The sequence below is a fragment of the Brooklawnia sp. genome, assembly GCF_049651565.1.
Classification (GTDB): Bacteria; Actinomycetota; Actinomycetes; order Propionibacteriales; family Propionibacteriaceae; genus Brooklawnia.
In genome coordinates this window covers 1-14,282 of the sequence record NZ_JBASCI010000184.1, presented here as the reverse complement: position 1 = coordinate 14,282, position 14,282 = coordinate 1, and the positions used below count along the sequence as shown (strand labels likewise).

At 67.4% G+C, this 14,282-nt stretch carries 12 protein-coding genes, 2 tRNA genes and 2 pseudogenes; 4 read left to right on the top strand and 12 right to left on the bottom strand.

The window, feature by feature from the left end; translation table 11 throughout:
* Positions 1-214 precede the first annotated feature (214 nt).
* The 3 genes and pseudogenes from WBL05_RS08705 to WBL05_RS08695 form a co-directional block, all read right to left on the bottom strand.
* Positions 215-529 (bottom strand): annotated as a pseudogene (locus WBL05_RS08705) (cupin domain-containing protein); the annotation flags it as partial.
* 12 nt (positions 530-541) lie between these two features.
* The gene (locus WBL05_RS08700) at positions 542-694 is read right to left on the bottom strand and encodes a hypothetical protein (protein ID WP_424225264.1); all 153 of its coding nucleotides are present in this window, start codon (positions 692-694) and stop codon (positions 542-544) included.
* 78 nt (positions 695-772) lie between these two features.
* Positions 773-845, bottom strand: a tRNA-Arg gene (locus WBL05_RS08695).
* Positions 846-914: 69 nt separating this feature from the next.
* Between WBL05_RS08695 and WBL05_RS08690 the strand changes: the two genes are divergently transcribed.
* The 3 genes from WBL05_RS08690 to WBL05_RS08680 all read left to right on the top strand — a co-directional run bounded on the left by WBL05_RS08690 (position 915) and on the right by WBL05_RS08680 (position 2,962).
* Complete coding sequence (locus WBL05_RS08690) at positions 915-2,138, top strand: MFS transporter (RefSeq protein WP_424225262.1); 1,224 nt, start codon at positions 915-917, stop codon at positions 2,136-2,138.
* A gap of 32 nt (positions 2,139-2,170) precedes the next feature.
* Positions 2,171-2,821: an oligoribonuclease gene (orn, locus tag WBL05_RS08685; RefSeq protein WP_424225267.1), complete on the top strand. Its 651-nt coding sequence runs from the start codon at positions 2,171-2,173 to the stop codon at positions 2,819-2,821.
* Between the two features lie 65 nt (positions 2,822-2,886).
* Positions 2,887-2,962: transfer RNA gene (locus WBL05_RS08680), tRNA-His, on the top strand.
* Positions 2,963-3,539: 577 nt separating this feature from the next.
* Here WBL05_RS08680 and WBL05_RS08675 read toward each other — a convergent pair.
* From WBL05_RS08675 to WBL05_RS08640, 8 genes and pseudogenes are all read right to left on the bottom strand, one after another.
* A pseudogene (locus WBL05_RS08675) lies at positions 3,540-4,634 on the bottom strand (recombinase family protein); the annotation flags it as partial.
* Positions 4,635-4,812: 178 nt separating this feature from the next.
* Positions 4,813-5,019, bottom strand: coding sequence for a hypothetical protein (locus WBL05_RS08670; protein ID WP_300149202.1), 207 nt, complete (start codon positions 5,017-5,019; stop codon positions 4,813-4,815).
* A 3-nt stretch (positions 5,020-5,022) separates the two neighbouring features.
* Positions 5,023-5,586 (bottom strand): hypothetical protein, encoded by a 564-nt coding sequence (locus tag WBL05_RS08665; RefSeq protein ID WP_424225265.1) that lies wholly within the window; start codon positions 5,584-5,586, stop codon positions 5,023-5,025.
* Positions 5,587-5,597: 11 nt separating this feature from the next.
* Positions 5,598-6,035 (bottom strand): single-stranded DNA-binding protein, encoded by a 438-nt coding sequence (locus WBL05_RS08660; protein ID WP_424225259.1) that lies wholly within the window; start codon positions 6,033-6,035, stop codon positions 5,598-5,600.
* An 83-nt stretch (positions 6,036-6,118) separates the two neighbouring features.
* Positions 6,119-7,897: a TraM recognition domain-containing protein gene (locus WBL05_RS08655; RefSeq protein ID WP_424225258.1), complete on the bottom strand. Its 1,779-nt coding sequence runs from the start codon at positions 7,895-7,897 to the stop codon at positions 6,119-6,121.
* Positions 7,894-8,403 (bottom strand): hypothetical protein, encoded by a 510-nt coding sequence (locus WBL05_RS08650; RefSeq protein WP_424225257.1) that lies wholly within the window; start codon positions 8,401-8,403, stop codon positions 7,894-7,896. Before WBL05_RS08650 ends, WBL05_RS08655 begins: the two co-directional genes overlap by 4 nt.
* 41 nt (positions 8,404-8,444) lie before the next feature.
* Positions 8,445-9,929 (bottom strand): ATP-binding protein, encoded by a 1,485-nt coding sequence (locus WBL05_RS08645; protein WP_424225256.1) that lies wholly within the window; start codon positions 9,927-9,929, stop codon positions 8,445-8,447.
* Complete coding sequence (locus WBL05_RS08640) at positions 9,926-10,750, bottom strand: hypothetical protein (protein ID WP_424225255.1); 825 nt, start codon at positions 10,748-10,750, stop codon at positions 9,926-9,928. Before WBL05_RS08640 ends, WBL05_RS08645 begins: the two co-directional genes overlap by 4 nt.
* A 135-nt stretch (positions 10,751-10,885) precedes the next feature.
* On the opposite strand from WBL05_RS08640, the gene WBL05_RS08635 reads away from it, so the two are divergent.
* Positions 10,886-12,280, top strand: a complete 1,395-nt coding sequence (locus WBL05_RS08635; RefSeq protein WP_424225253.1) for a hypothetical protein — start codon at positions 10,886-10,888, stop codon at positions 12,278-12,280.
* A gap of 304 nt (positions 12,281-12,584) precedes the next feature.
* Here the strand turns inward: WBL05_RS08635 and WBL05_RS08630 are convergent, their stop codons facing one another.
* Positions 12,585-14,051 (bottom strand): SCO6880 family protein, encoded by a 1,467-nt coding sequence (locus tag WBL05_RS08630; RefSeq protein WP_424225252.1) that lies wholly within the window; start codon positions 14,049-14,051, stop codon positions 12,585-12,587.
* Positions 14,052-14,282 lie beyond the last annotated feature (231 nt).

The window sequence follows — 14,282 nt, the reverse complement described above, 5'->3', positions numbered from 1 at the left end:
GCGGGTCGACCTCGTGTCCAGCCACGCGCTGTGACTTACCAGAGCCGCTCCGACGGCCAAAGTGATGGCGACCCGCCCGTCCCGCTCATCCCAAACTGAAACACGCCTTCTTCAGCAGTCTCCTAGTTCGGCCGCATCCCCTCGTGCCGGAGGTAGTGGTCTCCGGGGCTGCCGGATTCCATGCCAGCATTGCGGCCATCGCGCCCCTTGCCCGCTACTCGTACCGAAGGCCGTGCCGCTCGACGAGCAGCGGGACGCTGCCGAAATCGAACTCCAGCCCGAAGGGACCGGCGATCTCGGTCAGCTGATCGGGCGACGGCTCATAATCCAGCTCGATCAACTGCTCGAGGAATCGCTCGAATCCGGCCGGCGAGATCAGCTCTAGGATCCGGCACGGCCGGTCCTCGGCATTCCAGAACGTGTGCCACTGACCGCGTGGCTTGAAGACCAGGTCGCCGACCTCGGCGTACACCACCTCGTCCCCGAGCTGAGCGCCCATCCGGCCCTCGAGGACATAGGAGTACTCGTCCTCCCGGGTGTGTCAGTGCAGTGGCGCCGCCAGTGCTCGCGGCGCCAACGGGTGCTCCACCAGCGAGACACCGCCGCCGCTCTGCTCGCCCCCGAGCATGAAGCGCACGCCGAGACCGCCGAGATCGCCGTGTTTGCCGTCCGCCGGGCCGATGATCGTCGCCATAGTCGCTCCCTTGATCGAACAATGACGTCCAGTGAAGTAGGGGGACGACGTCGCGTCAAGCCGGGTGGTCATCGCAGGCGCCCCCGGCGAGGATCGAACTCGCGACCTGCCGCTTAGAAGGCGGTTGCTCTATCCACTGAGCTACGGAGGCATCGCACAGCCTACCGTCCGGAGTCATGCCCGCTTCCGACGGATCGGGGAAGCGTGCCAGACTCTGCGTGTGTCCCCCGACCCCGAGCAGCCGCGCACTCGCAGTCAGTGGTTGCGGCTGCTGGCTGCGGTGTATGCGCCCACGCTGCTGGCCTCCATCGGGTTCGGGGCGATCATCCCGCTGATCGCGGTGCAGGCAACCGCGCTGGGCGCGAGCCTGGGTCTGGCGGCGTTCATCACCGGCCTGTCGGCGATCGCGACGATGGTCTTCGACCTGCCGGCGGGGACAGTGGCCGCCCGGCTGGGTGAGCGCACCAGCATCGTCGCCGCCTGTCTGCTGGACGCGGTCGTGCTGGTTGCGGTGTACTTCGCCAACTCGCTGCCGGTGCTGGCGGTCGCCGTCTTCGTGCACGGGATGACCGGCGCGGTCTTCGGGCTGGCCCGGCAGACCTACCTGACCGAGGCGATCCCGATCCGGTACCGGGCCCGCGGCATGTCGACCCTGGGCGGGGTCTTCCGGATCGGCTACTTCCTCGGCCCGCTGACCGGTTCGGCGATCCTGGCACGCGGCGAGATCAGGGACGCCTTCGTCTTCGCCGCCGGGGCGAGCCTGCTGGCCGCGGCGGTCACCCTCGGACTGCCCGCCCTGCCGAGCGATCGGCGAAACCTGCTGGACGCCGACGGCCAGCGTCCACGTACCTTCGCCGTGCTGCGCCGGCACCGCCGCTCGCTGCTCACCGTGGGGGTCGGGTGTCTGGGGTTGATGATGATCCGCTCGTCGCGGCAGGTGATCATCCCGTTGTGGGCCGACTACAACGGGGTGTCGCCGAGCATGATCAGCCTGCTGTTCGCGCTGTCGATGGCCTTCGACGTGCTGCTGTTCTTCCCGGGTGGGGCGATCATGGACCGCTTCGGGCGGTGGTGGGTGAGCGTGCCGTCCATGCTGGTGATGTCACTTGGCCTGGTTGCGCTGCCGTTCACGCACAGCGTCGAGGGCATCGCCGTGGTGGCCAGCGTGCTCGGCCTGGGTAATGGGGTGAGTTCCGGGATCGTGATGACGCTGGGCGCGGACGCGTCCCCGGACTTCGGCCGGCCCCAGTTCCTGGCGGGCTGGCGGCTGCTCGCCGACACCGGCCAGAGCCTCGGGCCGCTGATCATCTCTGGGGTCACGGCGCTGTTCGGGCTGGCTGTTGCGGCTGTGGTGGTTGGCACGCTCGGCTGCGTCGGGGGCGGCTGGCTGGCTCGATGGGTTCCCCGGACGTCCGGGGAACTGGCCGCCTTCCGGCCGGAGTGAGCCGGATCGCTAACCTTGTGTGCGTGATGGACATGCTGGTGTGGATCGACCTCGAGATGACCGGTCTCGACCTGACCAAGGACGCTCTCATCGAGATCGCCGTGCTGGTAACCGATGGCGACCTGAACGTGCAGGGTGAGGGGCTCGACCTGCTGATCCCGCCGTCGACCGAGGCGATGGACGCCATGGGCGACTTCGTCCGCCAGATGCACACCGACTCCGGACTGCTGGACGAGCTGTTGCGCGCGACCCTGACCATGGCTGAGGCGGAGGAGCAGGTGCTGGAGCACATCAGGCAGTACGTACCGGTCTCCCGCAAGGCGCCGCTGGCCGGCAACACGATCGGCACCGATCGTGCGTTCCTCGCCCGCGACATGCCGGAGCTGGAGGACTACCTGCACTACCGCAACATCGACGTGTCGAGCATCAAGGAACTGGCCCGCCGCTGGTTCCCCAAGGCGTACTACGCCGCGCCCGCCAAGCACGGCAACCACCGCGCGCTGGCCGACATCCAGGAGTCGATCGAGGAGCTGCGCTACTACCGGGAGGCGATATTCGTGCCGTTGCCCGGGCCATCGACCGGGGAGTCCCGCATCATCGCCCGCAAGCACGAGGGTGCGCTGACCGGCCTGGCTGAGGCCGCTCAGGCGTTCGAGGGCAGCGACGAGGCGGCCGACAGCTGACGATTTCGCAGACGCCGGCACCTTCGCTAAGATGACTGAGCCGTCCGGCTCGTCCGGTACGCATGGTGGGTATAGCTCAGTTGGTAGAGCTCCTGGTTGTGGTCCAGGCGGTCGCCGGTTCAAGTCCGGTTACCCACCCCAAATGGGTCAGGTTTGAACTTTCGACCAAGGGTCCGCCCTTGGTCGAGGTTCGAGCCTGGCCCAACTTTCTTGCCTCGGCAGCCCAGGTGAGGGCGTCGGCCTGCAACCCTTCGATGCTCAGCCCGTCGTACGGCGTCTTGTAGCCGACCCGAACGTCGTTGTCCTCATCGACGTAGATCGCCTTGAACAGTGCCTGGTTGCACAGCCGACGGTTCGCGTCGTCGGCCGTCTTATAGATGTCACCCGCGTTCGACAGCAGAGTAAGCGAGTCATCGAGGTTCGCCCGGGCGAAGGCATACTCCCCGTGGTGGGCGTCGATCCGGTTCTGGATCGTCTCCAACGACGCAGTGATCCGATCCTGCTCCCGCTTGAGCAGCTCCAACGGAACCGCTCCCGCGTAGTGCGCCCGGAGCAGCTTCTCCTGCTCATCTTCAAGCTGGGTCCGACGTGAGGCGAGGTCCGCCAGCTCCGCGGCACCCTCGGACATCATCTCGTCGAACCTGGCGTGCAGCATCGACGAGAGCGCGAGCTTGGTCTCCGCGCTGATCTGGACGTGGTCATAGAACTGCTCGACGAGCCGCTCGACGTGCTCGATGAGCATCGCTTGGCGGGTGCAGTCCCCTCTGCCGCCATGTCTGCTGCCGCAGACGAAGTACGGATAGATCGTGCCCTGGCTGCTCTTCGCGTTGCACACGATCAACCGCGAGCCGCACTGCCCGCAGAACACCGAGCCTTTCAGGTAGTGCTCGTGTATCTGCGTCGCGTCCGCCGCTGACCGGTGGGTGCCGAGCACGGTCTGCACCTGATCCCACACCTCGTTCGGGACGAGTGCTTCGTGTACTCCGGCGTAGGTGACGCCTTGATAGCGGACGCAGCCCTTGTAGTAGGGGTTCGTGAGCATCCGATGCACCGACGACTTCCCGATGGGCCGAGAAGGACGACGCGGCGAAGGTGCGGTCGTCAGCCCGCGAGCCACCAACTCGTGGTGGAGCTGGCTCGTCGACCAATCCCCGGACGCGAACACCTGGAAGGCCCACCGAACCAGCGGTGCCCGCTCCTCATCCAGCTCGACGGTGCGCACCTCACGGCCAAACTCGTCGCGCACTCCGATGTTGCGGTAGCCGATGGGCGCCTTCGACACCGTGCCGCCCTGCGCTGCCTTCTGCGACAGGCCCTTGACGACCTCCGTGGCCAGGTTGCGCGAGTAGAACTCGGCGATCGACGACATGATGCCGTGCAGCAGCATCCCTGAGGGCGTCTCGTCGATGTTCTCGGTCGCCGACACCAGCGTCACTCCGGCATCTTTGAGCGCCAGGTGGATGGTCACGTCGTCGGCGCGGTTCCGAGCCAGCCGGTCAACCTTGTGGACGATGCAGTAGTTCGTCTTGTACTTCGTGACGTACTGGATCATCCGCATCAGCTCAGGTCGATCGGCCTTGCGAGCGGACTCGCCAGCATCGACGAACTCCTCAACGATGGTCGCACCGAGCTGGTCGGCCTTGCGCTGGTTCGCCTCGCGCTGGGCCGGGATCGAGAAGCCTTCAGCGTTGCCGCCCTTCTCTGCCTGCTCCTTGGTCGAGACTCGCAGGTATGACACGGCGATCGCCCCAACGAAGGGTGTCGGGGCAACGAGGCTGCCTATCGCGGCGCGGCTCGCGTCGGTGGTCGTCATGGCTCTTCTCCACAGTCACTGGTCCTGCCGACGCGGACTGATGTGACGGCGGATGTTGATCGTGAGAAGAGCCCGAAGGCTGTAGGACTAGGCCGAGTCGGCCACGTTTGCTTTGCCTCGCCGCAAGGGCGAAGCGCTAGGACCACAACATCCGCCATCCGCGACGGATGCGTACATTCTACGACGAGGGGTCCACCGAGGCACGGGGACGCTTCGGTGTGGTCGATCCGCCCGAGGGGCAAGACCCGGACCGCTGGAGCGCGATACGGATGAGCAGCTCGCTCAGCTTGTCGAGGTCGGGCGGTTCGTGGAAGTCGGCGCGGATCGTCAGCTCGCGCTCGCTCTGCTGGCGCTGGCCCGTCTTTCGCGTGTACCGCCGCGCCATGACTCACACCTCGCCGGTGTCCGGGTCGAAGGCCGCGAAGAAGGCGTCTTCGGCCTCCTGGCGCGCTGCGACCTGATCGAGCACGAACCGTACGAAGTCTTCGTCGCGATCCGTGATGGGTGAGTCCTCGACGGGCGCAGCAGGGTCTTCGCCGGGCCAGCTCGTCTGGCGGGTTGGGCGGTCCCTGTCGAGGCGTGTGCCGCAGGCCGCGACCCAGTCTCGAAGTCGGGCGCGTGCGTCTGCGAAGTCGCGGTGCCACCCGAGGGGTGCTGAGCCGTCCTGCTCGGGGTCGTACGCGGACAACCAGTGCAGGTGCAGCGCGGACAGCTCCCAGAGGAGTTCGGGGTGCCGATGCCAGTACGGCGGCACGACACTGGCCGGAAGGCCGTAGGTGTGGCGAAGCCAATCCACCCAGCGGTTGAGTTCGAGCAGCTCCGCTTCGAGATCATTGGCCGTGAGCAGATTCCAGTTGACCGGGTGCGGCGGCTCAGGAGTATCGAACCGCGGCGACCGCGGTTCTGCCTCAGGCGGCAGGTCATCGTGTTCGGGGCCGGACGAGTCAGTCATGGCTTCGCCGCTCACATTCCGATGGTCGCGGCGCTCGACGGTGCGGGACGCTGTGGCGCGGTGAAGGCGGTGCCATCTCGACCAGAGCTGCGCTCGGTTCGATCTACCTCGTAGCGCGTGCGCGCCAGGTCGTGGCCGATGCGAGTTGCGATGAACTCTTCACCTTCGTAGCGCTGTCCGTTGCGCTCGTAGGAGTACTCCCGCACACGGCCGTCGGCGATGATGTTGTCGCCCTTGGCGATCCGCTCGGCCCCCTGCTCGGCGGCCCCGCGATATGCGATGAGGTCGTGGAAGGTGGTCTCCAACTGCGTAAAGGTGTTGTCGGGCTCCTTGCGGTAGTGCTCGATGCCGACCTTCATGTAGAGCCGCGCATCCCCGCGTTCGGTGTAGCTCAGCTGCGGCTCCGAGGCGACGAAGCCTGAAATGGACTGATGAGTGCGAATGGCCATGATGGCCTCCTTCTGATCTCAGGCGGCCAGCTCGTCGTGGCCGCTGTATCAGGCAGGTGCGCCCCGGCACCCAGACCGTGGCGTCAGGGTGCGGGGCGGCGTAGGAGGGCTTCGAGTTTGGTGCGGTCGCTGCGGAGCTGGGCAGCGTCGGGGCGGCTGTGCCAGGCTCGTAGGTCGGTGACGATCGGTGGTGCGGAGCGCAGCAGAGTGATCCCGGTGCCGAAGGGCAGGGTGCGGATGCGGTCGGGTGGCAGGATCGGAACCCGCCGTACGGAGCGCTGGTTGGAGCGGGTGCCGCGATCACCGAGGGTCACGCTGTCGGTGTACTCGTCACGTTCACCGATCAACGTAGAGAGGTCTTGGAGGTCGCGACTGCTGGACGCGCCGCCGAGGATGATCTTGACGATGCTGGCGTCCCAGATCGCGCTGGCCTGGTTCTCGCTCCACCGGTCTCGGGCTTGGGCGAGGGACTGCAACACGGGCATGGTCGTGATCCCGGTGCCGCCGCCTTCGGCCATCAGCATCGGCAACGACGGCAGGGGTGCGAGGTTGCCGATCTCGTCGAGCGCCAGCAGTAGCGGCGGGTCGAGTCGGGCTCCGGGTGAGCGGGCGGCGAGTCTGCGGGCGGTTTCGATGAGGTCTTCCACGAATGCCGCGACCAGCGCTGCGGACGTGCCGGCCCCGGCTCCGGTGGCAAGCAGATAGAGCGTGCCGTGCTGGGTAAGGAAGGTTTCGGGGTCGAACTGTTCGTGCGGGCCGGGTGTGACGGCATCGAGTACACGGGGGTCGGCGAGGGCTGCGAGGGCGAGGGAGACGCCTTGCCAGATGCTGTCGCGGGTCTTGGGGTCGGCGTCGATCATCGCGCCGAGCGAGTCACCCCACCCCATCGCCGCATCCGGGTTCGAGCTCAGGATCGCGACCGCCTCGGCCGCAGAGCTGGGGTCGAGGGTCCACCGGAACAGCTCAGCGGGCGGGCGGCCGTCGAGGGCGGCGGCGTGCAGGAGCGCCTGCAACGCGGTACGAGTCTTTCCTTCCCAGAACCCGCCGGACTCCACACCCCCGGAAGACAGGCCGGTGGCGGCGGCGAGGCCGTTGGCGCGGATCATCGCAGTCAGCGGGTCCTGGCACCCGCGCACGGGTGACCAGCGCAGCCCGGCGGGGATGCCCTCGGCGAGATGTTGCGGGTCGAACACCGCGACCGGCCCACCCGCGCGTCGCCGCGCACGGAGCGTCGCGGTCAGGTTCTCGGGCCTCGTTGAGGTGGTGACGACCGCGCCGGGTGCGTCGAGGATCGCGTTGACGACGACGTGGAGGGTCTTGCCGGAGCGGGGCGGGCCGATCAGCAGGATCGAGTCCTCCACCGATGCCCACACCCCGGTCCCGCGACTCGAACCGAGGAGGTAGCCAACATCCGCAGGTGTCGGCGTGGTCAGTGACGGGCGCAGAGTTCTGGCGCGGCGTAGGAGTGCTTTCGCAGAGGCCGTGGTCTTGACCTCGTGCGCAGTCGCGATCCCGGCGAGGCGGTGCGGGTCAGTCTCCACTTTGCGGTTGTGGCGGCGCAGCCACAACCACACCCACGCGACACCGACGACGAGCCCAGCGAGCAGCAGGGTCGTGACGATCCAGTAGACGACTGGGCTGAGACCGTCGGCGTCGAGCGCTCCGGCGGTATCGGCAGGGTTGAACAGCACCCCGAGCCCCGACGCCGGTCCTGCTTGTGGTTGGGGTGTGCCGGAGAGGAACGCGGCGACTGAACCAGAGCCGCGCAGGATGAGTGCGAGTCCGAAGGCTCCGATCAGGGCGATGAGGGCGGCGTTGGTGAGTTCGTCGCCCATGCCCCCGCCGCCCTGTCTCGGGTTCATTGCAGCCGCCGAATCGCGGTCGTGCCCGAGACGCGCCCGAACAGGATCACCTCGCCCGTCGCGCCTGTCGGGAGGTCGTCGAGATCGACCAGCGCCCGAGCCGTCCCCGTGTGCGCGGCGTCGGTGTGGCTCACGATGACCGCGACAGCGATATCCTCACCCGGCACGAAACCCTCCCCGTCCACTTCCATGAGCCGCAGCGTGCGCGGTGCGGCGGCGCGGCGACCTCGGCGGGTGCCCGGCACCGGTTTCTGCTCGGCCGCTCGTGCGGGTGGAGTTGGTTTGCGGGCGTGGATGATGTCGGTGAACACCCCGCCATCGCACTCGCGGACCTCGACCCGGACCGAGACGGTGCGGTCCTTGGTGATCTCGTCCATCAACGACCCGAACGTCGCCCGAGTCCACGCACCGGCAGCAGGTTGCGGGTGGGCGACGCCATCGACGGCTGCGGTCAGCGTGCCGTCCGCCGCGACGATGACGACCACATGCGGCAGATCGACAGGCACCTCGGGCTCGTGATCGCGGGAGTGGTGTGGGCGTGAGAGGTTCATCGGTGACCCCCAGCCGCGCGAGAACTCGTATCGAACAACGCAAGCTCGGCAGGGTGGAGCTGGTGCTGGGTCACGAAGCTCCTAGCCTTGATCCGCCACAACCCTTGACCGACGCCGAGATTCGGGAGGAGCTGCTGCTCGGTCCCGGTCAGGCCGAGAGCTTGGGCGGTAGGGCCGAGCTGGTCGGATTCCTGCCGGTACACGATCCTCGTCTCCGCATTCGCCAGCAACGAGTTGGCGAGCGAGCGCATGGCGGAACCCTGGTCCCCGACGTTGTCCAGGTCAGTGAGCTTGTGGAAGATCAGCATGTTCGCGATCCCGTAATGCCGCGCGAGTCGCCAATGCGCATCCATCCGCCGCAGCAGCGCGGGGTGGGACATGAGACGCCAGGCCTCGTCGTAGATCACCCACCGCTGCCCACCACTCGGGTCCAACAGGGCGGATTCCATCCACGCCGACGAACACGTCATCAACACGCTGATGAGCGTCGAGTTCTCCGTCACCCGCGACAGGTCGAGGGAGATCATCGGCAGGCTCGGGTCGAAGGCCACGGTGGAGGGGCCGTCGAACAACCCAGCGAGGTCACCGGCCACGAGACGACGCAGGGCGTGACCGACGAGCCTCCCGTCTTCGGCGAGGCGACCATCAGGGTCGGTGCTGGGAGCCAGGATGCGGTCAACGACCATCGGCAGGATCGGCACCTCGTTCTCCCGCACCGTCTGCGTCAACGCCAGGTCGATCGCGGTGTGCTCCAACGGCGACAACCCCCGCGCCAGCACGGTCTCCGCGAGCGCGCCGATCAGGTCGCGCCTGCGCGCGGCGACGGTGGAGGCCCACTGTTCATCCGACAACCCGGACGGGCGGTGCCCTTCGTCCAACGGGTTCAGCCGGGTGTTGAGGCCGTGGCCCAGGACGATGGCGCGACCGCCGACGGCCTCAGCGACCGCAGTGTGCTCACCCTTCGGATCACCCGGCACATAGACCCGCCGCCCGAACGGGAGCGACCGCGTGTAGAGCGACTTCGCGAGAGAGGACTTGCCCGAGCCGACGATCCCCGCCAGCACCACGTTGGGGGCGGTGATGATGCCGCGCGCGTACAGCACCCACGGGTCGTACACGAACGAACCGCCCGAGTAGAGGTCTTGCCCGACGAACACCCCATCGGCACCGAGGCCACCTTCGGCGACGAACGGATACGCCCCCGCCAACGTCGCGGAAGTGTCCTGGTGACGCGGGAGCCGGAGCCGTCCCGGCGTCCGAAGCTGCGCCGCACCCGCCTCACCAGCCTTGGGCAGGTAGATCGTGGCGCGCCGCTCCTCCCGCTCCGCCTCAGCCTTGGCTTTCACGGCCGCGAGTTCGGCCTTGCGCTGCTCTGCGTGGAGTCGTGCTTCGGCGCGGCGGCGCTGTTTGCGGAGCTTGCGACGTTCCTTCGACGGCGCGACCAGCACCGCCGTGTGCAGCCGCTCGCGATCCTGGTTCACAGTCCCAGCCCTCGCGACTCGCGCACCGCGGTGATCTTCGCGGGCTCGAACCACGACCGCCCCCGCTTCGATGGCGGCAGGTCACGACGCTTCTGAGCGCCCGGCGAGGAGTACGAGACCAGCAGCTCCGGCCCATCCCGTGTCGGCGACGGCTCATCGATCGCTTCGGCGCTCGCGTCGGAGTCGGGGTGGCGGCGCAGCAGTGAGACGTACCCGACGTGCGGGTTGACGACCAGCGCGTAGTCGCCGGACATCATCACCCGATCGTTGGTGCCCTCGCCGGGTTCGTCGTAGACGTACCCGTTCTCAAGTGCCGCCTGCGTGGTCTCCTCGCCGTAGTCCCACTGCGCGAGGTAGTCCACCGCATCGACATGGCCCAGCTCGCCGAGGATGCGCAACGGCCGGTCGGCCTCGTCGCCTTGAAGGAACACCACGGTGATCCACCGCGACGGCACCGCCTCCTCAACGGCAGGCTCGGGATGCCACGCGATCCGCCCCGCCGCAACGAATCCCTCCGCGAGACGGTCGTAAGCCTGATCCACCAGACGCGCAGACCGGCGCAGCTCCTCCGCCGTCGCGAGCGCATCCAGGACACCGGCCGCGTGGTCGCCGTCGTCGTTGAACGCATGCGCGACCTTCCTCTCGTGCGCGTCAGCGAGCTGTTCCAGCACCTGGCGCAGCGACCGCATCCCAGAGGACAGGTCACCGATCACCCCATACATCTGAGCGGGCTGATCGAAGGTGCGGCTCGCATGCGCGAGCCCGCGCAGAGCCTCGGACGCCTCCGCGGCGTCGGCGGCGGAATCGAAGAACGTGGGCATGGTCGGCCTCCTCGCAAAGTCGTGTGATGAGGAGGTGTGCTGCAATGCCCCGGGCGTTGTCGGAGGTGGCTGACATACTTGGTGGAGGCGTCGGAGGGAGGCACGAGGCAGTCACCGGCGAGAAGGAGAGCCCACATGGACGACGCGCGCGACGAGTCCGGCAGCGACGAGGCCATTGGTGGGCCAACCGACGAGGACGGTCAGATCAGGTCCGACGCGCTTGAACTCGCAGCGTCCACGACCCTCGTCGAGGTGACGCCCGGTGTCGCAGTCGTGTTCGGCGAAGTCCCCGACGGCCTTGAACTCATCAGCCTTGACATGGTGCCGTCATTCGATCGCGCGCAGCTCTCGACCGCTCTGGGTTCGCTCGGCAATACAGGCACTATCGTCGGAAACGTCGCGGAGGCAGTGTCGAGCGCGCAAGGCCTCTTCCGGGTCAACGATGCGACTCTGTCTCTGCTGAAGAGCGGCGGGCAGATGGCGGCGAAGGACGGCGCCAAGCTCGGGGCGATCTTCAAGAACGGTGAATTGGTCGCCCAGGCACGTTTCATCCCCGCCTCTATGACAGCCGCGACGGCGATCGCAGCCATCGGCCCGGCCGTCGCAATGATCGCGCTCCAAATGCAGCTCGGCGAGATTTCCGGCCTCGTCCGCTCCAACATCCAGCTCACGACGCAAACGCTCAAGGCCATCCGAAACGAGCAATGGGCAGAGCTTGAAGGTCTGGCGGAGTCCGTCGATGAGGCGGTCAAGGAGACCCGCGAACTCGACGCCATCACAGACTCTGTCTGGGAGCCCATCGCTCCCAGTGGCCCCAACATCCGCAAGCAACTGAAGCTGTACCGCAAGAACGTGGCAGGCCACATCCAGGAGATCGGGAAGGTGGATGGTCGCGCCCGCCGCCAATACCTCGAAACCAACGCCGAGGCAATCGTCTTCGATACCTACGCGCTGCTCAGCTCGCTGAAGACCCACGCGGAGTACCAGGCTGTCCGGGCTGCGCTCGCCAGGACGCGAGGGGCCAATGACGAGAGCGAAGCGCAGCTCTTCGACCGGATCGCCCGAAACACGCCCGCCGAGATCGACGAGTCGCTCTCCGAAATCCGATCGTTGACCGAGTCACTCGTGCGCGAGTTGCGGATCATCGCCGAGCTCCCCGGTCGCGCCACCGTGCCCCTCACGAAGAAGCGGAAGGACGCGAAGGCGTCCCAGCTCACATGCAGGCAGCTCCTCGAAGCCATCGAGCCCTTGGCCGGCATGCTCCAGCCAGCAGTCGAGATGCCGGCGGTCCCAGACACCGTATGCGCGCCCGAGGGGCTTGAGCTCGATCCCTACCTGCACATCCTCCGGTGGTTTCTTGAGGACGGTGAGGCACTTCGCAGCGTGGCGTTCCCCTACGAGTGGGAGCTCACAACTTCGCCGGAGTCGTGCCAGCGATTCTCGCTAAACGGGTTGACGCGACCTGGGACGCGCTCACGCCGGGAAGAGCCAGTGCCATCGTTGAGAAGTTCGCGTCGAGTACCTTCGTAGCGGTAACCGATCGACGGATCATCACAGCCAACCCAGGGAACTTCCTAAGACGAGGCGAACTCGGCGCAATCTACTCGCTGGATGAGGTTCGTAACGTGCGCGGCCGCTCCTCGCGCGGAGTGGGCGTTCGACCGACCATCGACGTGACCACCGAGCAGCGGGACCTCCATTGGATGTTCCCTGACGCCGCCGCCCACGAGGACATCGACTGCCTGGCCGCGGTTCTCTCCGAGGGAACACCGCATGCAATCCCAGCCCCAGCAGCGATCGCACCGACCGCTCCACCAAGTGCCGCCATTGACTCCTAGACCTTCCGGCAGAGCGGCAACGCAGCAGCTGTGAACGCGGCGGCCTGCTGTCCTACGAGGAGCCGTGTCTCGCACGAGGCTTGGATCGCAGCCTGTTCGATCGCAGCCACGGCGGCGTCGAGTTCCTCGATGGTGGGGGCGGAGATGGCGATGAGTCCGGTGTAGCGGAGGATTCCGTGTCCTGCGGTGAGGTCGGCTTCTTGTTGGAGCACGTCGTGGTATTCGGCGGTTTGGGAGGCGTCTTCGATCTGGCCGATCTTGGCTCTCTGGGCTTGGTCTGAGATGTGTTCGACCTTCTTCTTGCGGATGTCGCGGGCGGCTTGGTCGGATCGCATTGGCGTGCAGATCAGCGAGAACGACCGCTGAATACCGGTGGACAGCAGCACCGGCGACAAGAACCCCGGATACACCAGCGAACGCGGCCACTCGCTGATCCACAGCACTGCATGGTAGGCGGAGTCGGTACGCAACCGTCCCCAGGTCTCGGTGACCGCGACCGGCCCCGCGGTGGCCAGCGACTGGCCGAGTTGTCCGTGGCGCTCCAGGGTGGCGGCGATGGCGGGGTCGTAGGCGGAGCGCAGCATCACGGCGATCTGGCCTGGGGTGAGCCAGCCTGACGGTGCGAGGTCGGCGGATCGGAGCGCGGCGACGAGGGTGTTCATCTCTTGGCGCAGCACGTTCGCTGCGCCCCGGATGCCGCCGCCGGCGGTTCTGATCTGCCGTGCCGCCGCCTTCATATCCAAGGAGAGGGACAGGGTGGTGGCGTGGCGTTCGCCTGCGGGTCCGGCGCGTTCGATCAGCTCGGCGTAGGTGTCGGCGGCCCATGACCCGTCGGGGGTGCCGTGCGCGGCCCACCATTCGGCGAGTCCGGTGCCTGAGTCCGGCAGGGTCCGCTCCAACACCTGAAGCGTGGCGACTCGGCCGGAGCGGCAGACGGTCGCGAGCACTCGACCCCAGGAGTTGACACGGCGTTCTTGTTCGCCGGGGTCGAGGAGCACGAACGCGGGATGCGAGACTTCGCACACCACAGTCAGGGTCGCGGCGTGGGGGTCGTGGATCATCCCGGCTCCGGTTTCGGGATCGTCGAACTCGCGCAGGCGTGCCATGTCGCCGGGCAGCGCGAGGGTCCCGACGGGACGGGGTGTGACGATCCGTCGCCGGTAGAGGAGTTGGCCGCCGGTGGTGCGCCACAGCCACCAGCACGTCACCGGTAGCCACTCGACGATGGGTCGGCCTGCGATGGGTATCCAGGTCAATGCGGCGGCGAGCACCCAGACGGGTGCGGTGTAGGCGAGCAGCATCCCGCCTCCGGCGTAGAACGCGACGATGAGCGTTGCTCCGCCGATGGCGAGGGTGATGAGCTGGGTCAGGGAGAGGCCGAGGAGGATGCCTCGGCGGGTGAGTCGGGAGAACTTCACCGGCACGAGATCGCCCGTGCTGCGAGGATTCTGGTTCGAGGTCACGGGTCTACTCCTTCGGCGCTCGCGACGCAGGCGTGCTGGGCTTCAGGGCCGGTGGCGGCGGTGCCGGGTCACTCTTCGGTGCTGGCGGTGCCGGACTCGACGACGGCGGCGCGACCTGAGCGGGCGCAGCCGTGCCCTGAGCGGCAGGCGGTGGTGGTGGGGTCTGGGCGGCGGCATCCGCGGCCCGCTCGCCCTGGGCACCGAGCGCCGTTCCGGCTTTCGGCCCGGCAG

Bases quoted from the DNA above. Each gene is read 5' to 3' on its own strand.
- WBL05_RS08665 (WP_424225265.1), bottom strand. From the start codon at position 5,586: ATGACTGACTCGTCCGGCCCCGAACACGATGACCTGCCGCCTGAGGCA.
- WBL05_RS08655 (WP_424225258.1), bottom strand. From the start codon at position 7,897: ATGAACCCGAGACAGGGCGGCGGGGGCATGGGCGACGAACTCACCAAC.
- WBL05_RS08640 (WP_424225255.1), bottom strand. From the start codon at position 10,750: ATGCCCACGTTCTTCGATTCCGCCGCCGACGCCGCGGAGGCGTCCGAG.
- WBL05_RS08635 (WP_424225253.1), top strand. From the start codon at position 10,886: ATGGACGACGCGCGCGACGAGTCCGGCAGCGACGAGGCCATTGGTGGG.
- WBL05_RS08660 (WP_424225259.1), bottom strand. From the start codon at position 6,035: ATGGCCATTCGCACTCATCAGTCCATTTCAGGCTTCGTCGCCTCGGAG.
- WBL05_RS08670 (WP_300149202.1), bottom strand. From the start codon at position 5,019: ATGGCGCGGCGGTACACGCGAAAGACGGGCCAGCGCCAGCAGAGCGAG.
- orn (WP_424225267.1), top strand. From the start codon at position 2,171: ATGCTGGTGTGGATCGACCTCGAGATGACCGGTCTCGACCTGACCAAG.
- WBL05_RS08700 (WP_424225264.1), bottom strand. From the start codon at position 694: ATGGCGACGATCATCGGCCCGGCGGACGGCAAACACGGCGATCTCGGC.